The following is a 19,846-nucleotide window of genomic DNA, read 5'->3' as shown; positions in this document are numbered from 1 at the left end:
GCACCGGATCATCGGCGCGGCCCTTTGTTTTTGTAAAATTAGAGAACGGAACACAGAGGGTGCAGGACAAACCTCATCCTTCAACGAGGTGAAAAGATGCAAAAAAAGGCGGTAATCCTTTACAGCGGCGGGCTCGATTCGACCACCTGCCTGGCGATAGCGAAGGAGCAGGGTTTCGCACCCTACGCCCTCAGCTTCAGCTACGGGCAACGGCACCAGCAGGAACTGGAGGTGGCGAAGCTGAACGCTCGCCCGATGGGGGCCGTGGATCACCTGCTGGTCGAGTTCGACCTGAGAAAAATGGGGGGGAGCGCCCTCACCTCCGACATCGAGGTCCCGAAGGAGGGCGTCGGGGAGGAGATACCGGTAACCTACGTGCCGGCCCGCAATACGATCTTCCTCTCCTTCGCGCTCGGCTGGGCTGAGACGCTCGACTGCTTCGACATCTTCATCGGCGTCAACGCGCTCGATTACTCCGGTTACCCCGACTGCAGGCCCGAGTTCATCTCGGCCTACGAGACCATGGCGAATCTCGCCACCAAGGCCGGGGTCGAGGGGAAAAGGTTGAAGATCCACACCCCGCTGATCAGTCTCACCAAGGCCGAGATCATCCAGAAGGGGCTGTCGCTGGGGGTCGACTACTCCAAGACCCATTCCTGCTACGACCCTGCCGAAGACGGCGCGGCCTGCGGCCGGTGCGATTCCTGCCGTTTACGACTCAAAGGGTTTGCAGAAGCCGGGGTGACCGACCCGGTAAAGTACCAGAAGCTTTAGCGGCACGCCCTCATCCCCTGCCTCTTCCCGTGGGCGAGCGGTAACAACCGAGGAAAAACAATGATCAAAGAATATCTGAAGAAGCCATCCCTGAGCGACGTGCAACTCACCCGCGATACCAGGAACATACCGATCGGAAAGGTGGGGGTGAAGGACATCTCCTACCCGATAGTAGTGATGGACAAGAACAAGTCCTTTCAGAACACCATCGCCCGGATCAACATGTACGTTGACCTCCCCCATCACTTCAAGGGAACCCACATGAGCCGGTTCGTGGAGATCCTCAATGAGTATCGCGAGGAGATCGCGCTCGACAAGCTGGAGCTCATCCTCTCCACCATGAAGGAGAAACTGGGGGCATCCAACGCGCACCTCGAGATGGAATTCCCCTACTTCGTGGAGAAGACCGCGCCGGTGTCGCGGGCGAAGAGCCTGATGGAATACACCTGCACCTTCAGCGCCTCGCTTTCGGACCGCTTCGACTTCGTGCTTGGGATCAAGGTGCCGGTCACCTCGCTTTGCCCTTGCAGCAAGGAACTCTCCAGCTACGGCGCCCACAACCAGCGCTCCATCATGACAGTCCAGGTTCGCTACAGCGAATTCATCTGGATCGAAGACCTGATCGAAATCATCGAGCAGTGCGGTTCCTCACCTGTGTATTCTCTGCTAAAACGCGAGGACGAGAAATTCGTCACCGAGCGCGCATACGAGAACCCGCGGTTCGTCGAGGATATGGTGCGCGAGGCGACGGTTCGGCTGCTAAGTATGCAGAACGTTACGTGGTTTTCCGTGGAAGCGGAGAACTTCGAGTCCATCCACAAACACTCGGCCTATGCCGCAATCGAGAGAAGCAGGGAGTCATAAAGTTGTCTCAGTCAACCGCTTGACTGTGGAAAACTCTGTTGATAAACGGCAAAATTGTGGACAAGTCTAGACTTTTCTACTCATTTATCCCTTCTAAGGCCAATACCTCTAATGAAGCGCGCGCTCGCCATCTTCGCCAAAACACCAATTCCCGGTCTGGTCAAGACCCGGTTGTCTCCCCCCTTGTCGCTGCAGCAGGGGGCCGAACTCTACCGCTGCATGCTCCTCGACACCATTGCACGCGTTCAGAAGTTGAACGCCGATACGGTTCTCTTCTACGAAGGGGAGAGCGACTTTTTCCATAAGAGTGCTCCCCACTCCACCTTGATGCGGCAGCATGACGGGGGGCTGGGAACGAGGCTGGAGCAGGCCTTCGATCAGCTGGCGCAACTGGGATACGATTCCAGCGTGGTGATCGGCTCCGATGCGCCGGACCTGCCGCTTGTTTATCTGGAGGATGCTTTCGCCCGGCTGGAAGGAGGAAGCGACACGGTGTTCGGCCCCGCTTCAGACGGGGGGTATTACCTGGTTGGGGTGCGGGGAGGAGTGGGGAGCATCTTCCAAGGGATACCCTGGTCCACAGCTAAGGTCCTCGAGACGAGCTTGAAGCAGGCTCAGGCGTCAGGATTTTCCTCCACGCTCCTTCCTCCCTGGTATGACGTGGACAGCTACCAGGACCTGCTGCGTCCTGGGCTCTCAGACCCGCTAAACGGTGCGCCGCTGACAAGAAGTTTCCTCGCCCACCTTTGTCCGGAAACGCTGGCGCAGACGGCCGATGCGGTATAATCTCCCGCGTCGACGCTCCCCCTTCCGGCAGCAATTCACGCAGTAACAAAGGCCAGCCATGCCTGCATCCCCCATACAGATTCTCAACGATGTCTTCGGCTTCAAGTCGTTCCGGTCGCCGCAGCAGGAGATCGTGGAAACGGTCCTCTCCGGCAGGGACGCTTTCGTCCTCATGCCGACCGGCGGCGGCAAATCGCTCTGCTACCAGGTCCCGGCCCTTTGCTTTCCCGGCACGGCCTTGGTGATCTCCCCCCTCATCTCGCTGATGAAGGACCAGGTCGACGCCCTGCGCGAGAACGGCATCTCCGCCGCGTGCTACAACTCGGCGCTGGGCGAAGCAGAGGCGCGCCGGGTGCTGGCCCAACTGCACGCAGGCGAGCTGAAGCTCCTCTACGTCGCGCCCGAGCGGCTATTGAGCGACGGCTTCCTGGAAAGGATCAAGCAGCTCCCCATCTCCCTCTTCGCCATCGACGAGGCGCACTGCGTCTCGCAGTGGGGGCACGACTTCCGTCCCGAGTACGCCCAGCTTGGCGTACTGCGCGAGATATTCCCCGAGATACCGATGATCGCGCTTACAGCGACGGCCGACGCCCAGACCAGGGGAGACATACTTTCCCGGCTCGGGCTTCAGGGGGCGACCTGCTACTGCGCCGGTTTCGATCGCCCCAACATCCGTTACAGCGTCATCGACAAGAATAAGCCCTTCAGCCAGCTCACCGGCTTTTTGTCCAGCCGCAAGGACGAGGCGGGGATAGTGTATGCCCTGTCACGGAAGCGGGTCGAGGAGGTGGCCAAAAAGCTTTGCGCCGCCGGGATCAAGGCGGCCGCCTATCACGCCGGGCTTCCGGACAAGGAGCGGCATCGGGTCCAGGACGCCTTCCTCAAGGACGACATCAAGATCGTCGTGGCCACGGTCGCCTTCGGCATGGGGATAGACAAGTCCAACGTCCGCTTCGTGGTGCACTACGACATGCCAAAAAGCATCGAGAGCTACTACCAGGAGACCGGGCGTGCTGGCCGCGACGGGCTTCCTGCCGACGCGCTGCTTTTGTTCGGTTACGGCGACGTCGCCGTGGCCCGCGGGCTCATCGGCAACGGCGGCAACGCGGAGCAAAACCGGATCGAGCTGCACAAGCTCAACTGCATGATCGGGTTCGCCGAGGCCCAGACCTGCCGGCGCCGGGTGCTGCTCGGCTATTTCGGGGACCGGCTGGAGCAGGACTGCGGCAACTGCGACATCTGCGAGAGCCCGCCGGAGCGCTTCGACGCAACCGAGGATGCCCAAAAGGCGCTCTCCTGCGTCTACCGCGTTGGCCAGCGCTTCGGGGTGGGGCACGTCATCGACGTGCTGCGCGGTTCGCAGAACCACCGGATCCAGGAGCTGAAACACGACCAGCTTTCCACCTTCGGCATCGGCAAGCAACACTCCCAGGAGTTCTGGGGCAACCTGTTGCGCCAGTTGATCCACCTGGGGTACCTGGAGCAGGATCTGGCGAATTTCTCGGTGCTGAAATTGACCGAGGGGGCGCGCCCGCTTTTGAGGGGGGAGCTGCGGCTGGAGCTTGCCAGGCCGCGCGATACCAAGGTAGTGGAGAAGAAGTCGGCCGCCAGGAAGCCGAGCTACGATGGCGCGCTGTTCCAGGAGTTGCGGGAGCTCAGGAAGGGGATCGCGGACGAGCAGCAAGTGCCGCCTTTCGTGGTCTTTGCTGACGCGACGCTCGCCGAGATGGCGGCGCAGCTGCCCAAGGACAAGTGGGAGTTGCTGAAGATAACCGGGGTGGGGCAGCACAAGATGGCTCGCTACGGCGACGCCTTCCTGCGGGTGATCAGGGAACATCTGGAGAAGGAGGCGAACTGAACCTTAAAACCGTTGGCCACGGAGAACATCTGAGAAAGGCGGAGCAAAACCCAAAGCTTGAGTTTTGCTTTCCTCAGGTTTTCCCCGTGGCCGATGGCTTTTGTTTATTTGATGACTTCCAGCAGGTACTCCCGTTTGCTCAGGTGCCTGATGACGTCCTGTATGTGCTCGGCACCCCTGGTCTCCAACTCGACCAGCACCTCGGTCTTCCCGATGGGAAGGGACTCGGAGCGGCGGTCATGGGTGATGATGGATATGTTGGCCCGCGCCTCGGCGATCTCGGTGGCGAGCCGTGCCAGCGCGCCGGGGACGTCGTCCAGCTCGATCTTCAGCTTCAGGTAGCGCCCCGCGGCCAAAAGCCCCCGCTCCACGACCACGGCTATGGTCTTCACGTCTATGTTCCCGCCTGATAACAACGCCACCGTCTTTCCGGAAATCCGCTTTATCTTGCCGTTCAAAAGCGCCGCGAGCCCCACCGCGCCGGCGCCCTCCACCATCAGCTTGTTCCGTTCCATCAGCGAGACGATGGCGAGGGCGATCTCCTCCTCATCCACCAGGACGATTTCGTCCACGTATTCCTTTGCCACGGGAAAGGTGTTGGTACCGGCGGTTTTGACGGCGATGCCGTCGGCGAGGCTCGCCCGTATCGGCACGGTGACTACCTCTCCTTTGTGCAGCGCCTGGCGCATCGAAGGGGCTGCGGCGGCTTCGACCCCGATGATCCTCACCTGCGGGTGGGTCTCCTTGATGGCGCGGGCGATGCCGGCTATCAGTCCTCCCCCTCCCACGGGGATCAGCACGTTGGCGAGATCCGGGAGGTCCTCCAGCAGCTCAAGCCCGATGGTCCCTTGTCCCGCCATCACCAGGGGGTCGTTGAATGGGTGCACGAAAAGCGCGCCGGTAGCCTCGGCTTGCCTCAGGGCGGCGGCGCACGCCTCGTCGAAATTTTTTCCCTCCAGGACGACTTCGGCCCCGTAGTCCCGGGTGGCGAATACCTTCTGCGGCGGGGTGCTCTCCGGCATGTAGACCACCGCTTTAACCCCGAGGAGGTCGGCGGAGAAGGCGACTCCCTGGGCGTGGTTTCCTGCGGAGGCGGTAATGACGCCGCCGGCCAGTGCCTGGCGCGGCTGCGCGGTCATGAAATTGAGTGCGCCGCGAATCTTGAAGGCGCCGGTGCGCTGCAGGTTCTCGCATTTGAAGTAAAGGGGGAGGCCGAGCCGCTCGCTGAAATGTTGAGCGTGGATCAGTTCCGTCCGGCGCACCCTTTTTTTGAGTCTCTGGGCTGCGTCGACGATCAGGTTGTAATCAAGCATTATCTACCGTCCGAGGGGTTAAGGTGTGTGGTCGTGATGGTGATGCCCCCCCTGGCAAGTGCCATGGGGGTGGTGGTGCGGATGGGCATGGGCATGGGCCAAAGACGCCGCGCGCGGGCGGTGGCGGAACTGCTTCGCCCCCTCCGTGTCGGTGCAACGGGTGGTTTCCAACTGGAGCGTGGTGTGGGAGATGTGGAAACGCTCGAAAAGCCGCTCCTCGATCCTCCTGAGGATTGGGCCATGCTCGCCTTTGAACGTGGGAGGAACCACGATGTGCCCGGACAACGCCAGGATGTGGGAGCAGATGGTCCAGATATTGACGTGATGGACCTCTTCCACCCCTTCGACCTCCAGGATAGCGGCCGAAACCTGTTCCACCTCGACGCCGCGGGGAACCCCTTCCAAAAGGATATGCACTGACTCGCGCATCACCCGCCACGAACCCCAGAAGATGATGAAGCCGATGCCGATGGAGATGACTGCATCGAGAAGGTACCAGTTGGTGAAGTACATGATGATGCCGCCGATGATCACGCCGACTGAGGCGGCGGCGTCGCCGATCACGTGCAGAAAGGCGCTGTGCACGTTCAGGTCGTCGTGTGAGTGCGAGTGGAGGGCGCCCGCCGCGATGAGGTTCATCACCAGGCCGACGAAGGCGATGATTAGCATCTCCAGGCTCTTCACCTCTTCGGGATGGATGAAGCGTACTAGCGCCTCGTAGCTGATGATCCCGGCGATGAGAAACACGGTGCTGCCGTTTATGAAGGAGGCGAAAACCTCCATGCGATGCCAGCCGAAGGTGCGGGTCTCGCTGACCGGGTAGGAGGCGAGCTTGATGGCGCCCAGGGAAAGAAGCAGCGCGAAGAGGTCGAGGAAGACGTGTGCAGCGTCGGAGAGCAGGGCCAGGGAGTTGGTCCAAAGCCCCCCCGCCAGTTCGGCAACGAGCGTGATAGCGGTAAGGATTATGGCGTACCTGAAGCGACCCGTTATGCTCTGGTCCAGATGGGTGTCGGCGTGGGCATGCATGGTGTACCCCGGCGGGAGGGGGCAAAAGCCCCCTCCCGACTGACGGTTGTTAGAAACCTATGGCAGCCTTCAAGGAGTAGATCGGGCGCTCCTGGTATTCCACCTCGCCTGTGAAGTGGAACAGGGGAAATGGAGAGACCTGCAACCCGGCGAAGACGCGCGGCTGGAAGACGTCTTCTGATTTGAGATTGGGCGAGAGGGTTTTCAGATTCCCTTTTGCCTCGCTGCTCACCCACACCCCGCCTGCTCCGGCATAAGGGGTCAGAATGAGGAAGCCCTTGCTGATCGAGGCATCGATGCCCGCGGTCTGCAGGTCGAGATCATTCACGCCGGTAAGCCTGCTGTAGGTGCCGCGAACGCCCAAGGCCGGAGTGGCGGCGGTCCCTTCCAGGATCGCCTTGCTGACTTCGATGCCCCAGAGCTTGATGTTGGAGTCGGGCACGTAAGAGTACATGGCGCCGACGTCTATTCCCAGCGGAAGTCCTTTCCTGGCGCGCAGCTTGGGCAGCACCGCGTAGGAGGGGGCATTGCCGCCGAACGCCTTGTTCATATAGTCGTTGCCGCTGATATCGACGGCGGAAACCTCCAGGCCCGCTTCAAACCCGGTAATTCCGAGAGGTTCGGCTGGTGCGGTGTTCTTGAAGGAGATGGCGGCGCCAGCCTCCTTGGTGAAGTCTTTGAACTGCCCTTGGGTAAGTCCGCTGCTGAATCTGATATCTTTCGCCATTGCTTGCCCTCCCCCGACTAACGCCAGGGACAGTGCCAGTGATACCGCGATTTTCTTCATGCTTCCCCCTTCTCATTATATGACAACGGCATGAATAGTAGCAGAGGTACCTATTTCGGTCAATAACTTAGCCCTCTGGCGCCTTGCAATTCAGGGGAGATACTGATATCTTTCGGGCTAAATTTCAGCTGGAGGTCGTTTTAATGGAAGTGACTCACCACCGTCTCATTATTCTTGGCTCGGGCCCTGCCGGTTACACGGCTGCGGTCTATGCCGCGCGTGCCAACCTGAACCCGGTTTTGATCACCGGGCTGCAGCCGGGGGGGCAGCTGATGACGACGACCGAGGTGGACAACTGGCCGGGCGACCCGGAAGGGGTCATGGGCCCGGATCTGATGGAGCGTATGCGCCTGCACGCCGAGCGTTTCGGCACCCAGTTCATTTACGACCATATCAGCAAGGCTCAGGTCACCAAACCCCCGTTCGTACTGGAAGGTGACAACGGCAGCTATAGCTGCGACGCCCTCATCATCGCCACCGGCGCGTCCGCTAAATACCTGGGGCTTCCCTCTGAGCACGCGTTCAAGGGGAAAGGCGTTTCCGCCTGCGCCACCTGCGACGGGTTTTTCTACCGCGGCAAGCCGGTCGTCGTCATTGGCGGCGGCAGCACCGCCGTGGAGGAGGCGCTTTATCTCTCCAACATAGCGAGCCACGTCACCGTGGTGCATCGCAGGGACAAGTTCCGGGCCGAGAAGATCCTGACCGACAAGCTGATCGAGAAGACCAAGAACGGCAACGTCACCATCGAGTGGAACCACCACCTGGAAGAGGTGCTCGGGGACGAGTCTGGCGTCACCGGCGTCAGGCTGCGGCACACCAGCGGCTCGGACAAGTTGATAAGCGTGCACGGCTGCTTCATCGCCATCGGGCACCAGCCGAACACCCACATCTTCGACGGTCAACTGGAGATGGACGAAGGGTACATCCGTACCAACTGCGGCTATGAAGGGAACTCCACTTCCACCAACATACCCGGCGTCTTCGCTGCGGGAGATGTGCAGGACAGAAACTACAAGCAGGCGATTACCTCCGCCGGGACCGGCTGCATGGCCGCCCTCGATGCGGACCGTTACCTGGAAATGCTCAAGGCCTAGATCCCCGTTCTGCGGTAGCTCCCTCTTCCCTAGGACGGGAGCTACCGCAGAATATCCCACCGCGCCGCCGCGAAGTACAACCTCTTCCTTTCTCATCCGTCCCACCACGCCAACGACACAACGCGGGCTTTATTTGTCCCCGAGACAGGCGAAGATGCAGTTGGACAAGGCTTCCTCATGCTGTGGTTTGCCTCCATGGTCTGGCTGACTGCTGCCGGTCCCGCGCTTGACCAATTCTTGGCAGCTGTTACTCTGGCTGTCGTCGTTTCCACCCGCTCCTGAAGCTCAGCAGCAGCCTATCCCTCACGCGTCAACGCCAGACGACGCAGAACACGCCCGGGTGCCTCACTATCAGTTGGGGGTCTCATGCTTGCCAAGGTTCTCTCCAGCGCTCTTGTCGGGATTGATGCCATCCTCATCGATGTGGAGGTGGACATCGCTCAAGGGTTGCCTCAACTGGCGACCGTGGGGCTTCCCGACAACGCGGTCAAGGAGAGCAAGGACCGGGTCAAGGCGGCACTGAAGAACTCCGGCTACGACTTTCCCAACCGCAAGATTACCGTCAACCTAGCCCCCGCCGACGTTAAGAAGGAAGGGGCCTCCTTCGACCTCCCCATCTCCATCGGGATACTGGCTGCAACCGGCGCCATAAGGGAGGATCTGCTGCAGCGCTACATTCTCTTGGGGGAGCTCTCCCTCGACGGGGGGGTGAAACCGGTGCGTGGCTGCCTCTCCGTAGCTGTCGCCGCCCGCGACGCGGGGCTCGCCGGCATCATCATCCCGGCAGAGAACGTCGCCGAGGGGGGAGTGGTCGAGGGAGTCGAGGTGATAGGGGTCACCGATCTCTCCCAGGTGGTCGATTTTCTTAACGGCGCAGTGGAGATTCCCTCTTACCGCCCAGACATCGCCGCCTTGTTTTGCCAAGGGGGCGAGGCCGGCGACGATTTTTGCGAGGTGAAGGGACAGGAGCACGCGAAGCGCGCCCTCGAAGTAGCCGCAGCCGGAAGCCACAACCTGCTCAGGTTGTTTTCACAAGACCAATTATCAGGGGGAACATTTTTGTAGCTTCTTTTCGTGCTAAACCCGCGCCAGTTCTGACATTACCCACCACTACCAAAATCTTCATGCAAAAGATCAGGGGATAGCCGTTCAAACCAAACGGTTAGTCCGTCACAAATGTGCCTGGATATGTTTGTCAACCTGATGCTTTAGTTTTGGTTGACAAATTGCCCCGGCACAACGGGCGAGTTCACGCCCACCCCCTTCCTAACCTCAAGTTCTATAACCCCACCGAAATTTAAAATATTTTCATTTTTTTGAGATTCCTGCTGATAATTTCAGCCATCTTTTGCGTATATAAAAATGTAGAGGAAGAAGTTTTCCTCTGCTCCATGCGCTCCAGGCCTCCCCGTCCAACCTGGAATGCCGAGCGTGGGCGGGAATTGAATACAGTGGTCTCGGTGAGTCTGCAGGATGTTTCTGGAGGCTGTGCCGAGACCACTGCATCTAACGTAGGAGAGTGTGTAACCATTGGAAATTTCACAGAAACTGTACTTCGACTGGCTGGCTTCCTACCCTTGGGAAGGGTTCCTCACAGCACGAATCCCTAACGACGTTCACGCGGTCAGGGCCTACTTGCCCTTGGTCGAACAAGTCCTACGGCCCCTCGCTCGGCATCTGAAGATCAGGCTGGGGGCAATCAGCGTTGTCTCTTTCGGGCACCCCGGCGAACAGAGACCCCACTTTCATGTTCTTCTCACATCGAAGGCGGGGCAGCTCCTCCCCTGGATAGAGGAGGCTCAGCGGTTCCTTGGGGATGGAGCAGCAAACCTGCTTCTACCTTTCGCCCCGGAAAGGCACCTGCACTACACCGCAGGCCACATGACCGGCGAAGGCGACATCAACTTCTACGATAGAAAATTACTCGAAGCACTTAAAACAAAAGGAGTTACACCGTGAATCACAACAGTTTAATCCGTAGCCTCATCAACAAGTACAGCCATCTTCCTCAGGTCCAGATGGACATGAGGAAAGTGCTGAAGTACGCCTCTTCGCAGAACAGAATGTTCCTCGATCCGATCATCAACAACGAGCCGCCGAAGTCTGCTAACTCCAAACTCGCTGCACTGCAGGCCAGCACTGACGATTTCGAGGCCTCGGAAGCCTTCACTGCTGAGGTTAAAGCCGACGCCCTGAAAGTCATGAAAGCCATAACCGCGCAGATCATCCTCGCACGGCCTGGTGCGTATGCAGCAGCGTGGGAGGAACTGGCGGTTAAGTACAGTGACCAGTCAACCATAACTGAGTACCTGAAGCAGGTCGCGCAGATCGTCCTTACCGAGATCGAAGAGATTGCACCTGCCGATCTGATTCAGATGAGGGGTGCCGCATGACACCCCAGCTCGAACAGCTCATCGACGCCATCTACAACGAAATCAAGTCAGACCCCGGTCTCTCCGGCTGCTCCGAATTTCAGGTGAGGGTGGCGATCCTTGACGCAGTAAGGGCCTATGGTGAGGAGGTAGCTGATACCATGCTTGCGGTTCACCATATAACTGAGCTGGTGAAATGCTTGCGGTTGCTTGGCGAACTTCAATTTTAACGATCTCCTGGCTCTCCTCCAGGGCAACCCCTGCCGCTGGTTAAAGCGGCTCCGTCCGGCTGGATAATGTCGGTTCATTCCAGGGGCGGCTGTTTCTTTCAGTTTCCAGCCGCCCCGCCTCACAAGGAACTCCAATGACACATACCTTTGAAACACAGTCCGGGCTGCTCTTCAGCGCACTGCCGATCAAGCCCATTGAAATTTTCACCAGCGACCACCTTGACGGTGTGTGCGTCGACAACGTGGTCACCGATCAGAGCGGCCAGCGGTTCACCATCCTGTTTTCGGAACACGTCAACGGGCGGGTCTACCGTCTCCTGCTTCTGCCTGTCGCACAGGAGGTGCAGTAATGTCAGTACAGCGTTACATGATTGGGTACAGGGTAGAGCTGCTTAACGGTTCCGTTCGATCCGGCACAGTGGGCGTCCCTGGCGACGATCCCGCCGCCGCCTGCCGCGCTACGGTCGCAATGATTCGTGGTCACGTCGGTGAAAGGTACGGCAGACCGGCCTGCTTCGCGGACATTCCGCCGCACGAAGTGGATGACATCAGCGTCCAGATTTTGGGGAGTGCATAGCTCCTCATCAACAACTCAATCAACACTCAGGAGCCGCCCCCGCAAAGGGCGGCTCTTTTCGTATCCAGGAGATCAGCTTGACGCTCTACTCAGTCCACTACTCATTCCCTCAGTACGGCAAGACCATCACCCGCCGATCCACCGTCCCGGCCACCTCAGCAGAAGTCGCTGAGAACATGATTAGGGCTTGGCTGCGGTTGCGCGGTCTCACTCCCTACGCTGTGACAGCAGAGCCGTAGCCCAGGCTTTCATATTGGCCCTGTAGCGGGTTTTCTTGCTCCAGTCCATACCTACATACCCAAAAACAAAGAATAAAGGAAAACACCACCAGTGATCGAACATACTTTGCATCTACCAACTCGCGCACCACGTAAAATGGAAATCCCATACGCTGGAGACAGACATCGGTGCCCCTTCTGTGGGCGTGCCATGCACCCAGGTCAGCAATGCACAGGTTGCGGTGTCTGGTTCCCCAGCGATGCACCGCGCAGGTTTCCCAGGAAGTCATCCCCCACAACATACACGCCGCAGCACAACGGCCTGCTCGACACCGATCCCGAAGCCCTGGACTGCAGCGACGAACTGGAGGAGTACCGCGCCGACTTGGACCGGCTCCACGACCCGGCTGCGGACGAATAACACCACTGGAGTCAAGTGTGCTTCCCTAGGGCTGTGCTGTTAGAACGATGTGAAACGGGCGGCAAAGGCTGGGGGCAAACTGCCTTCACCTTTGACGTTTTGGGATTATTACTATACATTACGTCGGCGCGATGCATTACTTTTGTAGGGGAAGGAGTTGTTCACGTATGCCCTTCAAACAACGCACTTTAGATTCTATTGCCGAAATGATATGTGGAAACTATGACATGAACACGACGTTCTTCCTATACCGTACCGGTGGCAATTTAACGCGCTTTTTCCGTGATTGCGACACCGATTATGTTCATGACGGGTCAACCCGTAATCATTGGGTTTCCGGTGTTTTGAAGGAGATTTTGGAAGAACCTCAACAAAATGCTCAGACCCCACCGGAGACGTTTTGTCGTGTTATTCAGACACTGATGGATCAGGCTGATGCGTGTAACGACCCTCCCGATAGGCCTGGAGCACTGGCTCTTCTCAATTCAGCATTAGCACGAGAGGGCTTTGAGGCCTTCTACGCAGAGGATCGCCAGTGTTACTTACGGCACATAGCAACAAATACTATCGCTTCGGCTGCAGTAAACCCCCACCGTCCATTCTCAGCATCAGAACAGAAAAAAAGGGAACAGCTTCTTTCATACCTTGATGTGGCATCTGAAGATGAAATCATTCAAGAGGTGCTACTGCCCCTATTCCGTCAGCTTGGATTTCACCGCATTACAACTGCTGGTCACAAAGACAAAGCGCTGGAGTATGGCAAAGACATCTGGATGAAATTCACTCTCCCCACGCTGCACGTCCTCTACTTCGGCATACAGGCTAAAAAGGGCAAAATTGATTCTTCAGGTACCACCAAAGCCGGTAATGCCAATGTTGCCGAGATTCACAATCAAGTCTTGATGATGCTGGGGCACGAAATCTTCGATCCAGAGATAGGGAAGCGTGTGCTCGTAGATCATGCTTTTATCGTTTCGGCAGGTGACATCACTAAAGCAGCTCGGAACTGGTTGGGAAACAAGCTCGATGCCTCAAAGCGGAGCCAGCTTCTTTTCATGGATAGGGACGATATTGTTAATCTCTTTGTCGTCACGAATATGCCGCTACCGAACGGGGCACTGCCTGAAACCCCTTCTTTTGAAGATGACAGCTTTCCTTTTTAAGATGTGCCAATTCTTATTTTAAATTGAAAAGGCTTTTGGTGTTTTTGCCTACGCGTAAAACGTTCCATGTGTGGATAAGTATCCGGAAATACATAATTAAAATGCTTGCGTCGGAGGAGGGACTCATTTACTTTGGATCGAAAAACTAAGCTATACGGGGGCGGCTGGAAGTGATTCAGAGTAAAGTGAGGCTCAATGTTGAGGTGCCAGAGGAGTTGAGGGCAAGGATCAAGATAATCGCAATCATGCAGGGGGTCACCATGAACCAGTTGATTCTTGAATCGTTGCAAGAAAAGTATGGCTCTGCCCAAGTAGATCAAAAGCCGCCTCGATCAGTTCAGTAGGCGGCTTCGCTCATTTGAGTGGTTGTAGCTTGGTGGGGTAGTCGCTCATAACTGCAGGACGTTGGAAGGGGAAACTGTAGGCTCTACCCTTACACTGTTGTGTATAGGTCGTTCCATCCGGAACTTCCCCGATTGTACCACGGCTTTTAATGAATGTCAAGAGAAATCTAATGAAAGGTCTTGTGGTGCCCTGTGCTGATTTTCCCCACACTCCAGGCTGTCCCGGCGCGAGATCGTGGCTTGTAGGGCATTCTGGGTCGTCTCAGATAGCAAAAGGCCGGGATTGCTCCCGGCCTTTTGTATGACTGAACTGACTTGGCTCTTTAAGGCTGCGCGGTCATCCTCAACTTCTCCTCCTTGGCGATCCTGTAGACACTTGCTACGCCGATTCCCAGTTCAGCGGCTACCGCCTCTTTCGTCTTGCCTTGCCCCAGAAGGGTTACCACCTCGGCGCTCTTTGCCTTGGCTGTCGGTTTCCTTCCCGTGTACTTCCCGGCCTCCTTAGCCTTGGCGATCCCGTCAGCCTGCCTTTCAAGCATCATCTCTCTCTCGAAAGTAGCGATAGCGCCCAGCATCGTCAACATGAGCTTCCCTGTCGGGGTAGAGGTGTCAAGGTCGATGTTCAGCACCCTGAGTGCGACACCCTTCTTGTTCAACGTCTCCACGATGTTAAGCAGGTGCTGTGTGCTCCTGGCGATCCTGTCGAGCTTGCAGGCCACTACGGTGTCACCCTCGCGCACGTAGTCCAGAAGGGAGGCAAGCTCAACCCGTTCAGCATCGGCTCCGCTGGCCTTCTCAGCATAGACCTTGTCAACGCCCAGTGCCTTGAGTTGATCGAGTTGCACGTCGAGCTTCTGGTCTGTCGAACTCACCCTTGCATACCCTACGATTGCCATGCTGCCCTCCTGATTGCTATCAATGATGTCTAAGATGTTTTGATAATAACCTATCAAAACCCCGAAGTCAACTCCTGTGATAGCATGGGAGCCCATTTTTTCAGCCTATCGCAAGGGCGTGCCCTACTGATAGGGGTGGTTGACATTGTGCGGACAGGTACGTTGCTTTCTTGCTGCCTGCGAATTAAAAAATGTATAAACGGGAGGAGATGTGCTATGAGAAGGTTGTTTAAGTGTTCGTGTAACATCCGATCCAGACCACAGGATAAGGCGGTAGGACGACATATTAGCAACAGAAACGAGGTGAGTCATGGATGATCCGTATTTCACTGGGATGGTGGCCTCATTCGTTATTAACATGGGTAGGATCGGGATGTCGCTATCAGATACCTTCTCAGTTAAGTCGAGAAACATGAAGAGGATCAATCTGCACTACGACTTGACCACCGGAGGGTACAAGAGCACCCCTACCAGCAAGCTGAAGCACGCGCTGGTATACGGGGAGATGCTTTTCTTCTCACCACTTTTCAGTTGGCTTTCCGCAGGGTTCAACACCTTTAATCTCATCCGGCTCTACTTCAAGAAACGACAGCTCCCAGAGAGGGTCAAGGAGATCAACTTCAAGCTCGAATCGGTCGATCTACCCAAAGAAAAGGTGAGGGAGTGCATAAACGAACTGGCAACATTCTATGGCCTGCCAGGCGCGGATTTCCGGACCCTTAGCGATGATGAGGAGTATGACTCCAACGACTTCGCTCTGTCCTTTGATGAAGATGAGAATGACTGGGTCACCGAGCTGTATTTGTCCAAGGAAACTAAAACGTACACGATAACGTCCCACAGTCCTGACCACACCTCTTCTCACACCACAGTCTTTGAATACGCCTTCAACTCAACCAGTGTCAAAAGCCGGACCATAGAGCATAAGTTCTCATACTTTACCAATGACGAGTACGACATCCGAAACGGTGTAGTCCTGGAAGATGAGGTCAGAGAGAAGTTCGAGGAGAGCGACAAATACTCCTTTTCCAGTAAAAGCATAGAAGAAAAACTCGCAGATTTGCGGGCCGATACGGAATGGAGCGAGCCGACAACAAGGATTCGGTACTTTCTGCTTTTCAGGCATGGCGAGGTAATGAACGACGTAGCACTACAGAGGTTCTTTCGGTCAGAGATAGCGCGAATCGAGCTAGGCTACAGGCAGTTGGAGAAGGAGGTAAACCGCATGGGGTGGCAGGTTGTCCCACCCGATTTTGATGAGCAAGCGCGGTACATGCCTCTTAGGCGGCAAGAAGGCACTGGCGAGGAAAACGTCCCTGCGATTCAAAAACTTTACAACGATATGAGCAAGTTCAACATTACTTTCGCTGAACTGACCGAGTCGGACGTGATAATCAAGGAGCTGAACCGCTACATCAGCAGGCTGGAATAGGGACGCCGTGGGTTGGTTAAGGCCAGACCGCTCCCACGGATAAGCCGTAATCCAGCCTGCGTATTACACCGTACATCTGTGTGACGGCAGAGTGACCTTTAGACGCTCGAAGGGCCGCTCTCAAACCCAGGAGCAGCCCTTCTGACTTCTATGGTTTCATCAGCAGCAGGTACAACAGCAGACTGATACAGCTAAGGTTGAACGTCCCGGCTACATGCCGACTGCGCCGGTAAAACCAGACCGCAGCGCAGACATGAACCAAGATCAACGCCCCGAAGAATGATAAGTGCATTTTACCCCCAGACCTACCCCTTCCCCTGCCCACAAACACCCTCTACAAGCGATCCTCGGAGGTGGGGGCGGGGGGCAAAATGAGATCGACTTCCAAAAAGCGCGTAGGGCACCTTCGACCCGCGAAAGGGACTAGGGGGCTTATATAAGATTTCAGTCACTGAAATATCGTTCAAAGATGGTTTGTTCCTGTCCAGGCTTCCACTGTTTGCCGCACTTCAGGCATGTGATTAAGATTTTATTGCCACCTAACCCGCCTGTAACCATACCAGCACCACCAAAGAGAAAGCCTCCGACAGCAGCGCGACTCAAACTCACGCCATCTCTTTGGGCCGTTATCTGACTTGATCTGCACTTGGGACAACGAATCGGCTCATCATCTGGTTCCGGTTCAGTGGCGGATGATCTTTCTCTCAACTCCTGTAACCGCAGTTCAGACTGCTTTTTCTCTTCTTCAATCCACTTCCTCAGATCATCCAGGCTTTTAGACATCGTCGTGGCTCCAAGTGGCAGTGTTAAATTTTTGAGCGCTAACTATACAGATTTAAGATAGTGGCCGCAAGCGTCATTTGAAGAATAATTCCAGCGTCTTGGCTTCCAGTCCAAGGCCGCCACGCGCTACCATACTACAACCACCGGCTTGTCAGCGTGCCTCAGATTGAAGGTCATTTCCTTGGTGTCAGCATTCAGTTCGCTGGAGTCACACAGGGCCTGGAGCAGCATATTGATCTTCTGGCGGTCAATCTCAGGCCCACACACCGCCATCTTCAATTCCCTTAGTTTAATGTCTACGGTTCGCGGCTTCAAAGCCTCCCGGTCAAGTTCTAAGCGCTCAATGGCAATCTCTGCCCCTTTTATTGCTGACGCCAGCAATTCCAGCTCTTCAGCTACCGTCCAGTGCTCCACCTTGCCCACTATTTGGAGATCATCATCGGCTGGCCCAACAACTTCAAGGCTGTACTTTTCCAGGTCTTTGATTACAGGAGAACTCCCTTTAAGAGCGCCTTCAGCTATCGCGTTCGTGAGGTTCGTAGACCGCCGCAAGCTCTCCTCTCTGCGCTTTCTCTGCGCCTCTATCGCTGCCTCGACGGCTTCCAAGGCGCTTCCTGTTGAGGAGATAAAGCGACCGCACAGGACCGCATCGACAAACGCCTGCTCTACCACGTCGTAGCGCACGGCCTTGTAGCCACCTGGGCACAACCTGTAGCCGCTGTCGGCGTCCCGGTAGCCAGCTTTTGCGGCACCGCACACGAGGTATTGCCAGTTGCTCTTACTGTTCTTGTTGACCCTTACCAGCCAACTTCCGCAGACCGGGCACCGGAACAGCATGGAGAACGCGTTCGTCAGGCCCCCTGTTGCCTTTCTCCGGCCCAGCTTGTTCCGCGTCCGCACCTCCTGGACGCGATTAAACGTTTCAGCGTCTATGATCACCGGGAAGTAGTCATTGACCGTTTCGAGCGGGACTCTCGTCTTCTTGATCCCCTCGAACATTATCTTATGCGGTGTGAAGCGCCCAATGACGGACTCGTTGTCCAGTATCTTCTGGATGTAGGAGGAGTTCCACTTCTTCGACTTCTGCTTGCCGATGCCCCAGCACTCGACATTGTTCTGGTTCAGCCGGTTCACTATGGTTCTTGGAGACTGGCCCTCAACGTACCTCGTGAAAATCTCCTTGACCACCTCAGCGCGATCCTCAATGACAGTAATCTGCTTTTCAGCGCTCAGCCTCAGCCATCCCGGCAGCTTGCCAGTGAGAGGCTTGACGCGCATGTCTTTACGCTTGTTGTGCCAGGTGCTGAGGAGCCTGTCAGACTTAACAGCACTTTCGTCGTGTGCCCTGGCAAAGGCGAACAGCGCCCACATCAGAGAGGCAAAGTTACGGCTAAGACTTTCCTTGTCGTAGATATTCCCATCCTGGAGAGTTACAACAGAGATACCCTTGTTGCAGATCGTGCGTAGCAGGTCGAATGCCTCGTCTAATACCTGCCTTGATAGCCTGTCGAAGTTTTCAATCAGCAGGTAGTCACCGGGCTTCACGTGCCCTGTGTCAATCGCTGCAAGGAACTGGCTGAGACCTCCTATCTCTGCATGACTGCCACGGTAGGCCGAGTGCCCCAAGTCGCGGAATGAGAAATCATCAAGGGCAAGGTTGTGTCGGTCTGCGTACTCCCTGGCTGCTTCGGTCTGCCGCCTGAGGCTGTCGCCCTTGCGCTGTTCTGGTCTGCTGAATCGAAGATAACTGAATGCCCGTGCCATTACGGACCTCCTAAAGGTGAACTGGTGATGCACTGTAGCATGTAACATGGGTCTTGTGAATATAACATGCTTATGATCGGCCCGCCAGGATCGGGCAAGACCATGCTGGCGCGGCGCATCCCCTCCATCCTCCCCCCCATGCTCTTCGAGGAGGCGATCGAAACGACCAAGGTCTACAGCGTTATGGGTCTCCTGGAGCGGGACCACGCGCTCATTTCCTGCCGCCCCTTTCGCTCCCCGCACCACACCATCTCCGACGTGGGGCTCATCGGCGGTAGCAACACTCCGAAGCCTGGCGAGGTGTCACTTTCCCACAACGGCGTCCTTTTCCTCGACGAGTTGCCCGAATTCAAGAAGCACGTGCTGGAGGTGCTGCGGCAACCGATGGAGGATGGCAGGGTCACCATCTCCCGCGCCCTCGCCTCCGTCACCTACCCGAGCCGCATCATGCTGGTCGCCGCGATGAACCCCTGCCCCTGCGGCTACCTCGCCGACCCTGTGCACCAGTGTTCCTGCACCCCGCTCATGATCCAGCGCTACCGCTCGCGGGTCTCCGGGCCGCTGCTCGACCGCATCGATATACACATCGAGGTGCCCGCCCTCAAATATCGCGAGCTCTCCGATCGGGGAGAGAGCGAAGGGTCGGCCGAGATTGCCGCGCGCGTCGCACGCTCCCATGAAGTGCAGAAGGAGCGCTTCAAAGGGACCAAGGTGCACAGCAATGCCCAGATGACGGCGCGGATGATCCGCAAGTTCTGCGAGACCGACGCGGTCGGGAGCAGGATGCTGGAAACCGTCACCGACCGGTTGGGTCTCTCCGCCCGAAGCTACACCAGGATCCTGAAGGTGGCCCGCACCATTGCGGATCTGGAAGGGAGCGAGGGAATAAAGGAACACCACATCTCCGAAGCCATCCAGTACCGGAGCCTCGACCGCAAGACTGCCTAACAAGGAGGGGACTGGCTCCGCAGGTGCCTGTCCCCCTTTTTTACGTCTTCCTCTCCAGGCTGCGGTAATTGTGATCGAAATTTCCTTCTCTCCACGCCGCTTGAAAAATCGGCAATGCCCTGTACACTGGCGCATGAGTTTTTACCAATCTTCATAGGCCAAGCAAGCTGCAAACCCAGCCGACCTGGGTAAAGGA

Annotated in this window: 21 protein-coding genes; 15 read left to right on the top strand and 6 right to left on the bottom strand. The window is 56.9% G+C overall.

The features are described 5' to 3' along the window. Positions 1-96 precede the first annotated feature (96 nt). The 4 genes from queC (at position 97) to recQ (ending at position 4,282) form a co-directional block, all read left to right on the top strand. Complete coding sequence (gene queC / locus GBEM_RS18430; protein ID WP_012532123.1) at positions 97-774, top strand: 7-cyano-7-deazaguanine synthase QueC; 678 nt, start codon at positions 97-99, stop codon at positions 772-774. Positions 775-834: 60 nt separating this feature from the next. Continuing rightward, positions 835-1,638 carry a GTP cyclohydrolase FolE2 gene (gene folE2, locus GBEM_RS18425; protein ID WP_012532122.1) on the top strand — a complete coding sequence of 268 codons (804 nt, stop codon included), beginning with the start codon at positions 835-837 and terminating at the stop codon, positions 1,636-1,638. A 111-nt stretch (positions 1,639-1,749) separates the two neighbouring features. Beyond that, the gene (locus tag GBEM_RS18420) at positions 1,750-2,424 is read left to right on the top strand and encodes a TIGR04282 family arsenosugar biosynthesis glycosyltransferase (RefSeq protein WP_012532121.1); all 675 of its coding nucleotides are present in this window, start codon (positions 1,750-1,752) and stop codon (positions 2,422-2,424) included. Between the two features lie 58 nt (positions 2,425-2,482). Then, positions 2,483-4,282 (top strand): DNA helicase RecQ, encoded by a 1,800-nt coding sequence (recQ, locus tag GBEM_RS18415; protein WP_012532120.1) that lies wholly within the window; start codon positions 2,483-2,485, stop codon positions 4,280-4,282. A gap of 104 nt (positions 4,283-4,386) precedes the next feature. On the opposite strand, the gene ilvA is transcribed toward recQ, so the two are convergent. The 3 genes from ilvA to GBEM_RS18400 are packed head-to-tail and all read right to left on the bottom strand — an operon-like array spanning position 4,387 to position 7,348. Next, positions 4,387-5,595 (bottom strand): threonine ammonia-lyase, encoded by a 1,209-nt coding sequence (gene ilvA, locus GBEM_RS18410; protein ID WP_012532119.1) that lies wholly within the window; start codon positions 5,593-5,595, stop codon positions 4,387-4,389. An 18-nt stretch (positions 5,596-5,613) separates the two neighbouring features. Then, a complete protein-coding gene (locus tag GBEM_RS18405; RefSeq protein ID WP_012532118.1) occupies positions 5,614-6,621 on the bottom strand; it encodes a cation diffusion facilitator family transporter in 1,008 nt (335 codons plus the stop codon). A gap of 49 nt (positions 6,622-6,670) precedes the next feature. Continuing rightward, positions 6,671-7,348 carry a hypothetical protein gene (locus GBEM_RS18400; RefSeq protein WP_226373897.1) on the bottom strand — a complete coding sequence of 226 codons (678 nt, stop codon included), beginning with the start codon at positions 7,346-7,348 and terminating at the stop codon, positions 6,671-6,673. A gap of 203 nt (positions 7,349-7,551) precedes the next feature. Here GBEM_RS18400 and trxB point away from each other — a divergent pair, with 203 nt between their 5' ends. The 9 genes from trxB (at position 7,552) to GBEM_RS22140 (ending at position 13,827) form a co-directional block, all read left to right on the top strand. After that, positions 7,552-8,502: a thioredoxin-disulfide reductase gene (gene trxB, locus GBEM_RS18395; RefSeq protein WP_012532116.1), complete on the top strand. Its 951-nt coding sequence runs from the start codon at positions 7,552-7,554 to the stop codon at positions 8,500-8,502. A 366-nt stretch (positions 8,503-8,868) separates the two neighbouring features. After that, the gene (locus tag GBEM_RS18390) at positions 8,869-9,567 is read left to right on the top strand and encodes a magnesium chelatase domain-containing protein (RefSeq protein WP_012532115.1); all 699 of its coding nucleotides are present in this window, start codon (positions 8,869-8,871) and stop codon (positions 9,565-9,567) included. Between the two features lie 465 nt (positions 9,568-10,032). Continuing rightward, entirely contained in the window at positions 10,033-10,461 is a 429-nt protein-coding gene (locus GBEM_RS18385) for a hypothetical protein (protein WP_012532114.1), read from the top strand. Continuing rightward, positions 10,458-10,895: a hypothetical protein gene (locus GBEM_RS18380; RefSeq protein ID WP_012532113.1), complete on the top strand. Its 438-nt coding sequence runs from the start codon at positions 10,458-10,460 to the stop codon at positions 10,893-10,895. Before GBEM_RS18385 ends, GBEM_RS18380 begins: the two co-directional genes overlap by 4 nt. Continuing rightward, entirely contained in the window at positions 10,892-11,104 is a 213-nt protein-coding gene (locus GBEM_RS18375; RefSeq protein WP_012532112.1) for a hypothetical protein, read from the top strand. Before GBEM_RS18380 ends, GBEM_RS18375 begins: the two co-directional genes overlap by 4 nt. Positions 11,105-11,238: 134 nt before the next feature. Then, the gene (locus GBEM_RS18370; protein WP_012532111.1) at positions 11,239-11,454 is read left to right on the top strand and encodes a hypothetical protein; all 216 of its coding nucleotides are present in this window, start codon (positions 11,239-11,241) and stop codon (positions 11,452-11,454) included. Positions 11,455-12,110: 656 nt separating this feature from the next. Next, positions 12,111-12,320 (top strand): hypothetical protein, encoded by a 210-nt coding sequence (locus GBEM_RS18360; RefSeq protein WP_041262868.1) that lies wholly within the window; start codon positions 12,111-12,113, stop codon positions 12,318-12,320. 167 nt (positions 12,321-12,487) lie between these two features. Beyond that, positions 12,488-13,483 (top strand): PDDEXK family nuclease, encoded by a 996-nt coding sequence (locus GBEM_RS18355; RefSeq protein WP_012532107.1) that lies wholly within the window; start codon positions 12,488-12,490, stop codon positions 13,481-13,483. 170 nt (positions 13,484-13,653) lie between these two features. Then, positions 13,654-13,827 (top strand): toxin-antitoxin system HicB family antitoxin, encoded by a 174-nt coding sequence (locus GBEM_RS22140; protein WP_169308696.1) that lies wholly within the window; start codon positions 13,654-13,656, stop codon positions 13,825-13,827. A 323-nt stretch (positions 13,828-14,150) separates the two neighbouring features. Here the strand turns inward: GBEM_RS22140 and GBEM_RS18350 are convergent, their stop codons facing one another. Then, entirely contained in the window at positions 14,151-14,723 is a 573-nt protein-coding gene (locus GBEM_RS18350) for a recombinase family protein (protein WP_012532106.1), read from the bottom strand. Positions 14,724-15,033: 310 nt separating this feature from the next. On the opposite strand from GBEM_RS18350, the gene GBEM_RS18345 reads away from it, so the two are divergent. Then, the gene (locus GBEM_RS18345) at positions 15,034-16,155 is read left to right on the top strand and encodes a hypothetical protein (RefSeq protein WP_012532105.1); all 1,122 of its coding nucleotides are present in this window, start codon (positions 15,034-15,036) and stop codon (positions 16,153-16,155) included. Between the two features lie 444 nt (positions 16,156-16,599). On the opposite strand, the gene GBEM_RS21345 is transcribed toward GBEM_RS18345, so the two are convergent. Both GBEM_RS21345 and GBEM_RS20500 read right to left on the bottom strand, forming a co-directional pair. Continuing rightward, positions 16,600-16,938 carry a hypothetical protein gene (locus tag GBEM_RS21345; protein ID WP_012532104.1) on the bottom strand — a complete coding sequence of 113 codons (339 nt, stop codon included), beginning with the start codon at positions 16,936-16,938 and terminating at the stop codon, positions 16,600-16,602. Positions 16,939-17,064: 126 nt separating this feature from the next. After that, entirely contained in the window at positions 17,065-18,702 is a 1,638-nt protein-coding gene (locus GBEM_RS20500; protein WP_012532103.1) for a recombinase family protein, read from the bottom strand. 66 nt (positions 18,703-18,768) lie between these two features. On the opposite strand from GBEM_RS20500, the gene GBEM_RS18335 reads away from it, so the two are divergent. Further along, positions 18,769-19,650, top strand: coding sequence for a YifB family Mg chelatase-like AAA ATPase (locus GBEM_RS18335; protein WP_226373896.1), 882 nt, complete (start codon positions 18,769-18,771; stop codon positions 19,648-19,650). Positions 19,651-19,846 lie beyond the last annotated feature (196 nt).

It is taken from the genome of Citrifermentans bemidjiense Bem (assembly GCF_000020725.1).
Classification (GTDB): domain Bacteria; phylum Desulfobacterota; class Desulfuromonadia; order Geobacterales; family Geobacteraceae; genus Geomonas; species Geomonas bemidjiensis.
The sequence above is the reverse complement of the archived record's forward strand: the minus strand, read 5'-3'. Positions and strand labels throughout refer to the sequence as shown.

Excerpts from the sequence above, each read along its gene's own strand:
- GBEM_RS18350 (WP_012532106.1), bottom strand. The coding sequence starts at position 14,723 with ATGGCAATCGTAGGGTATGCAAGGGTGAGTTCGACAGACCAGAAGCTC.
- recQ (WP_012532120.1), top strand. The coding sequence starts at position 2,483 with ATGCCTGCATCCCCCATACAGATTCTCAACGATGTCTTCGGCTTCAAG.
- trxB (WP_012532116.1), top strand. The coding sequence starts at position 7,552 with ATGGAAGTGACTCACCACCGTCTCATTATTCTTGGCTCGGGCCCTGCC.
- GBEM_RS18400 (WP_226373897.1), bottom strand. The coding sequence starts at position 7,348 with ATGGCGAAAGATATCAGATTCAGCAGCGGACTTACCCAAGGGCAGTTC.
- GBEM_RS18345 (WP_012532105.1), top strand. The coding sequence starts at position 15,034 with ATGGATGATCCGTATTTCACTGGGATGGTGGCCTCATTCGTTATTAAC.
- GBEM_RS20500 (WP_012532103.1), bottom strand. The coding sequence starts at position 18,702 with ATGGCACGGGCATTCAGTTATCTTCGATTCAGCAGACCAGAACAGCGC.
- GBEM_RS18420 (WP_012532121.1), top strand. The coding sequence starts at position 1,750 with ATGAAGCGCGCGCTCGCCATCTTCGCCAAAACACCAATTCCCGGTCTG.
- GBEM_RS21345 (WP_012532104.1), bottom strand. The coding sequence starts at position 16,938 with ATGTCTAAAAGCCTGGATGATCTGAGGAAGTGGATTGAAGAAGAGAAA.
- GBEM_RS18390 (WP_012532115.1), top strand. The coding sequence starts at position 8,869 with ATGCTTGCCAAGGTTCTCTCCAGCGCTCTTGTCGGGATTGATGCCATC.
- GBEM_RS18355 (WP_012532107.1), top strand. The coding sequence starts at position 12,488 with ATGCCCTTCAAACAACGCACTTTAGATTCTATTGCCGAAATGATATGT.
- GBEM_RS18360 (WP_041262868.1), top strand. The coding sequence starts at position 12,111 with ATGCACCCAGGTCAGCAATGCACAGGTTGCGGTGTCTGGTTCCCCAGC.
- queC (WP_012532123.1), top strand. The coding sequence starts at position 97 with ATGCAAAAAAAGGCGGTAATCCTTTACAGCGGCGGGCTCGATTCGACC.
- GBEM_RS18375 (WP_012532112.1), top strand. The coding sequence starts at position 10,892 with ATGACACCCCAGCTCGAACAGCTCATCGACGCCATCTACAACGAAATC.
- ilvA (WP_012532119.1), bottom strand. The coding sequence starts at position 5,595 with ATGCTTGATTACAACCTGATCGTCGACGCAGCCCAGAGACTCAAAAAA.
- GBEM_RS18335 (WP_226373896.1), top strand. The coding sequence starts at position 18,769 with ATGCTTATGATCGGCCCGCCAGGATCGGGCAAGACCATGCTGGCGCGG.
- folE2 (WP_012532122.1), top strand. The coding sequence starts at position 835 with ATGATCAAAGAATATCTGAAGAAGCCATCCCTGAGCGACGTGCAACTC.
- GBEM_RS18370 (WP_012532111.1), top strand. The coding sequence starts at position 11,239 with ATGACACATACCTTTGAAACACAGTCCGGGCTGCTCTTCAGCGCACTG.
- GBEM_RS18405 (WP_012532118.1), bottom strand. The coding sequence starts at position 6,621 with ATGCATGCCCACGCCGACACCCATCTGGACCAGAGCATAACGGGTCGC.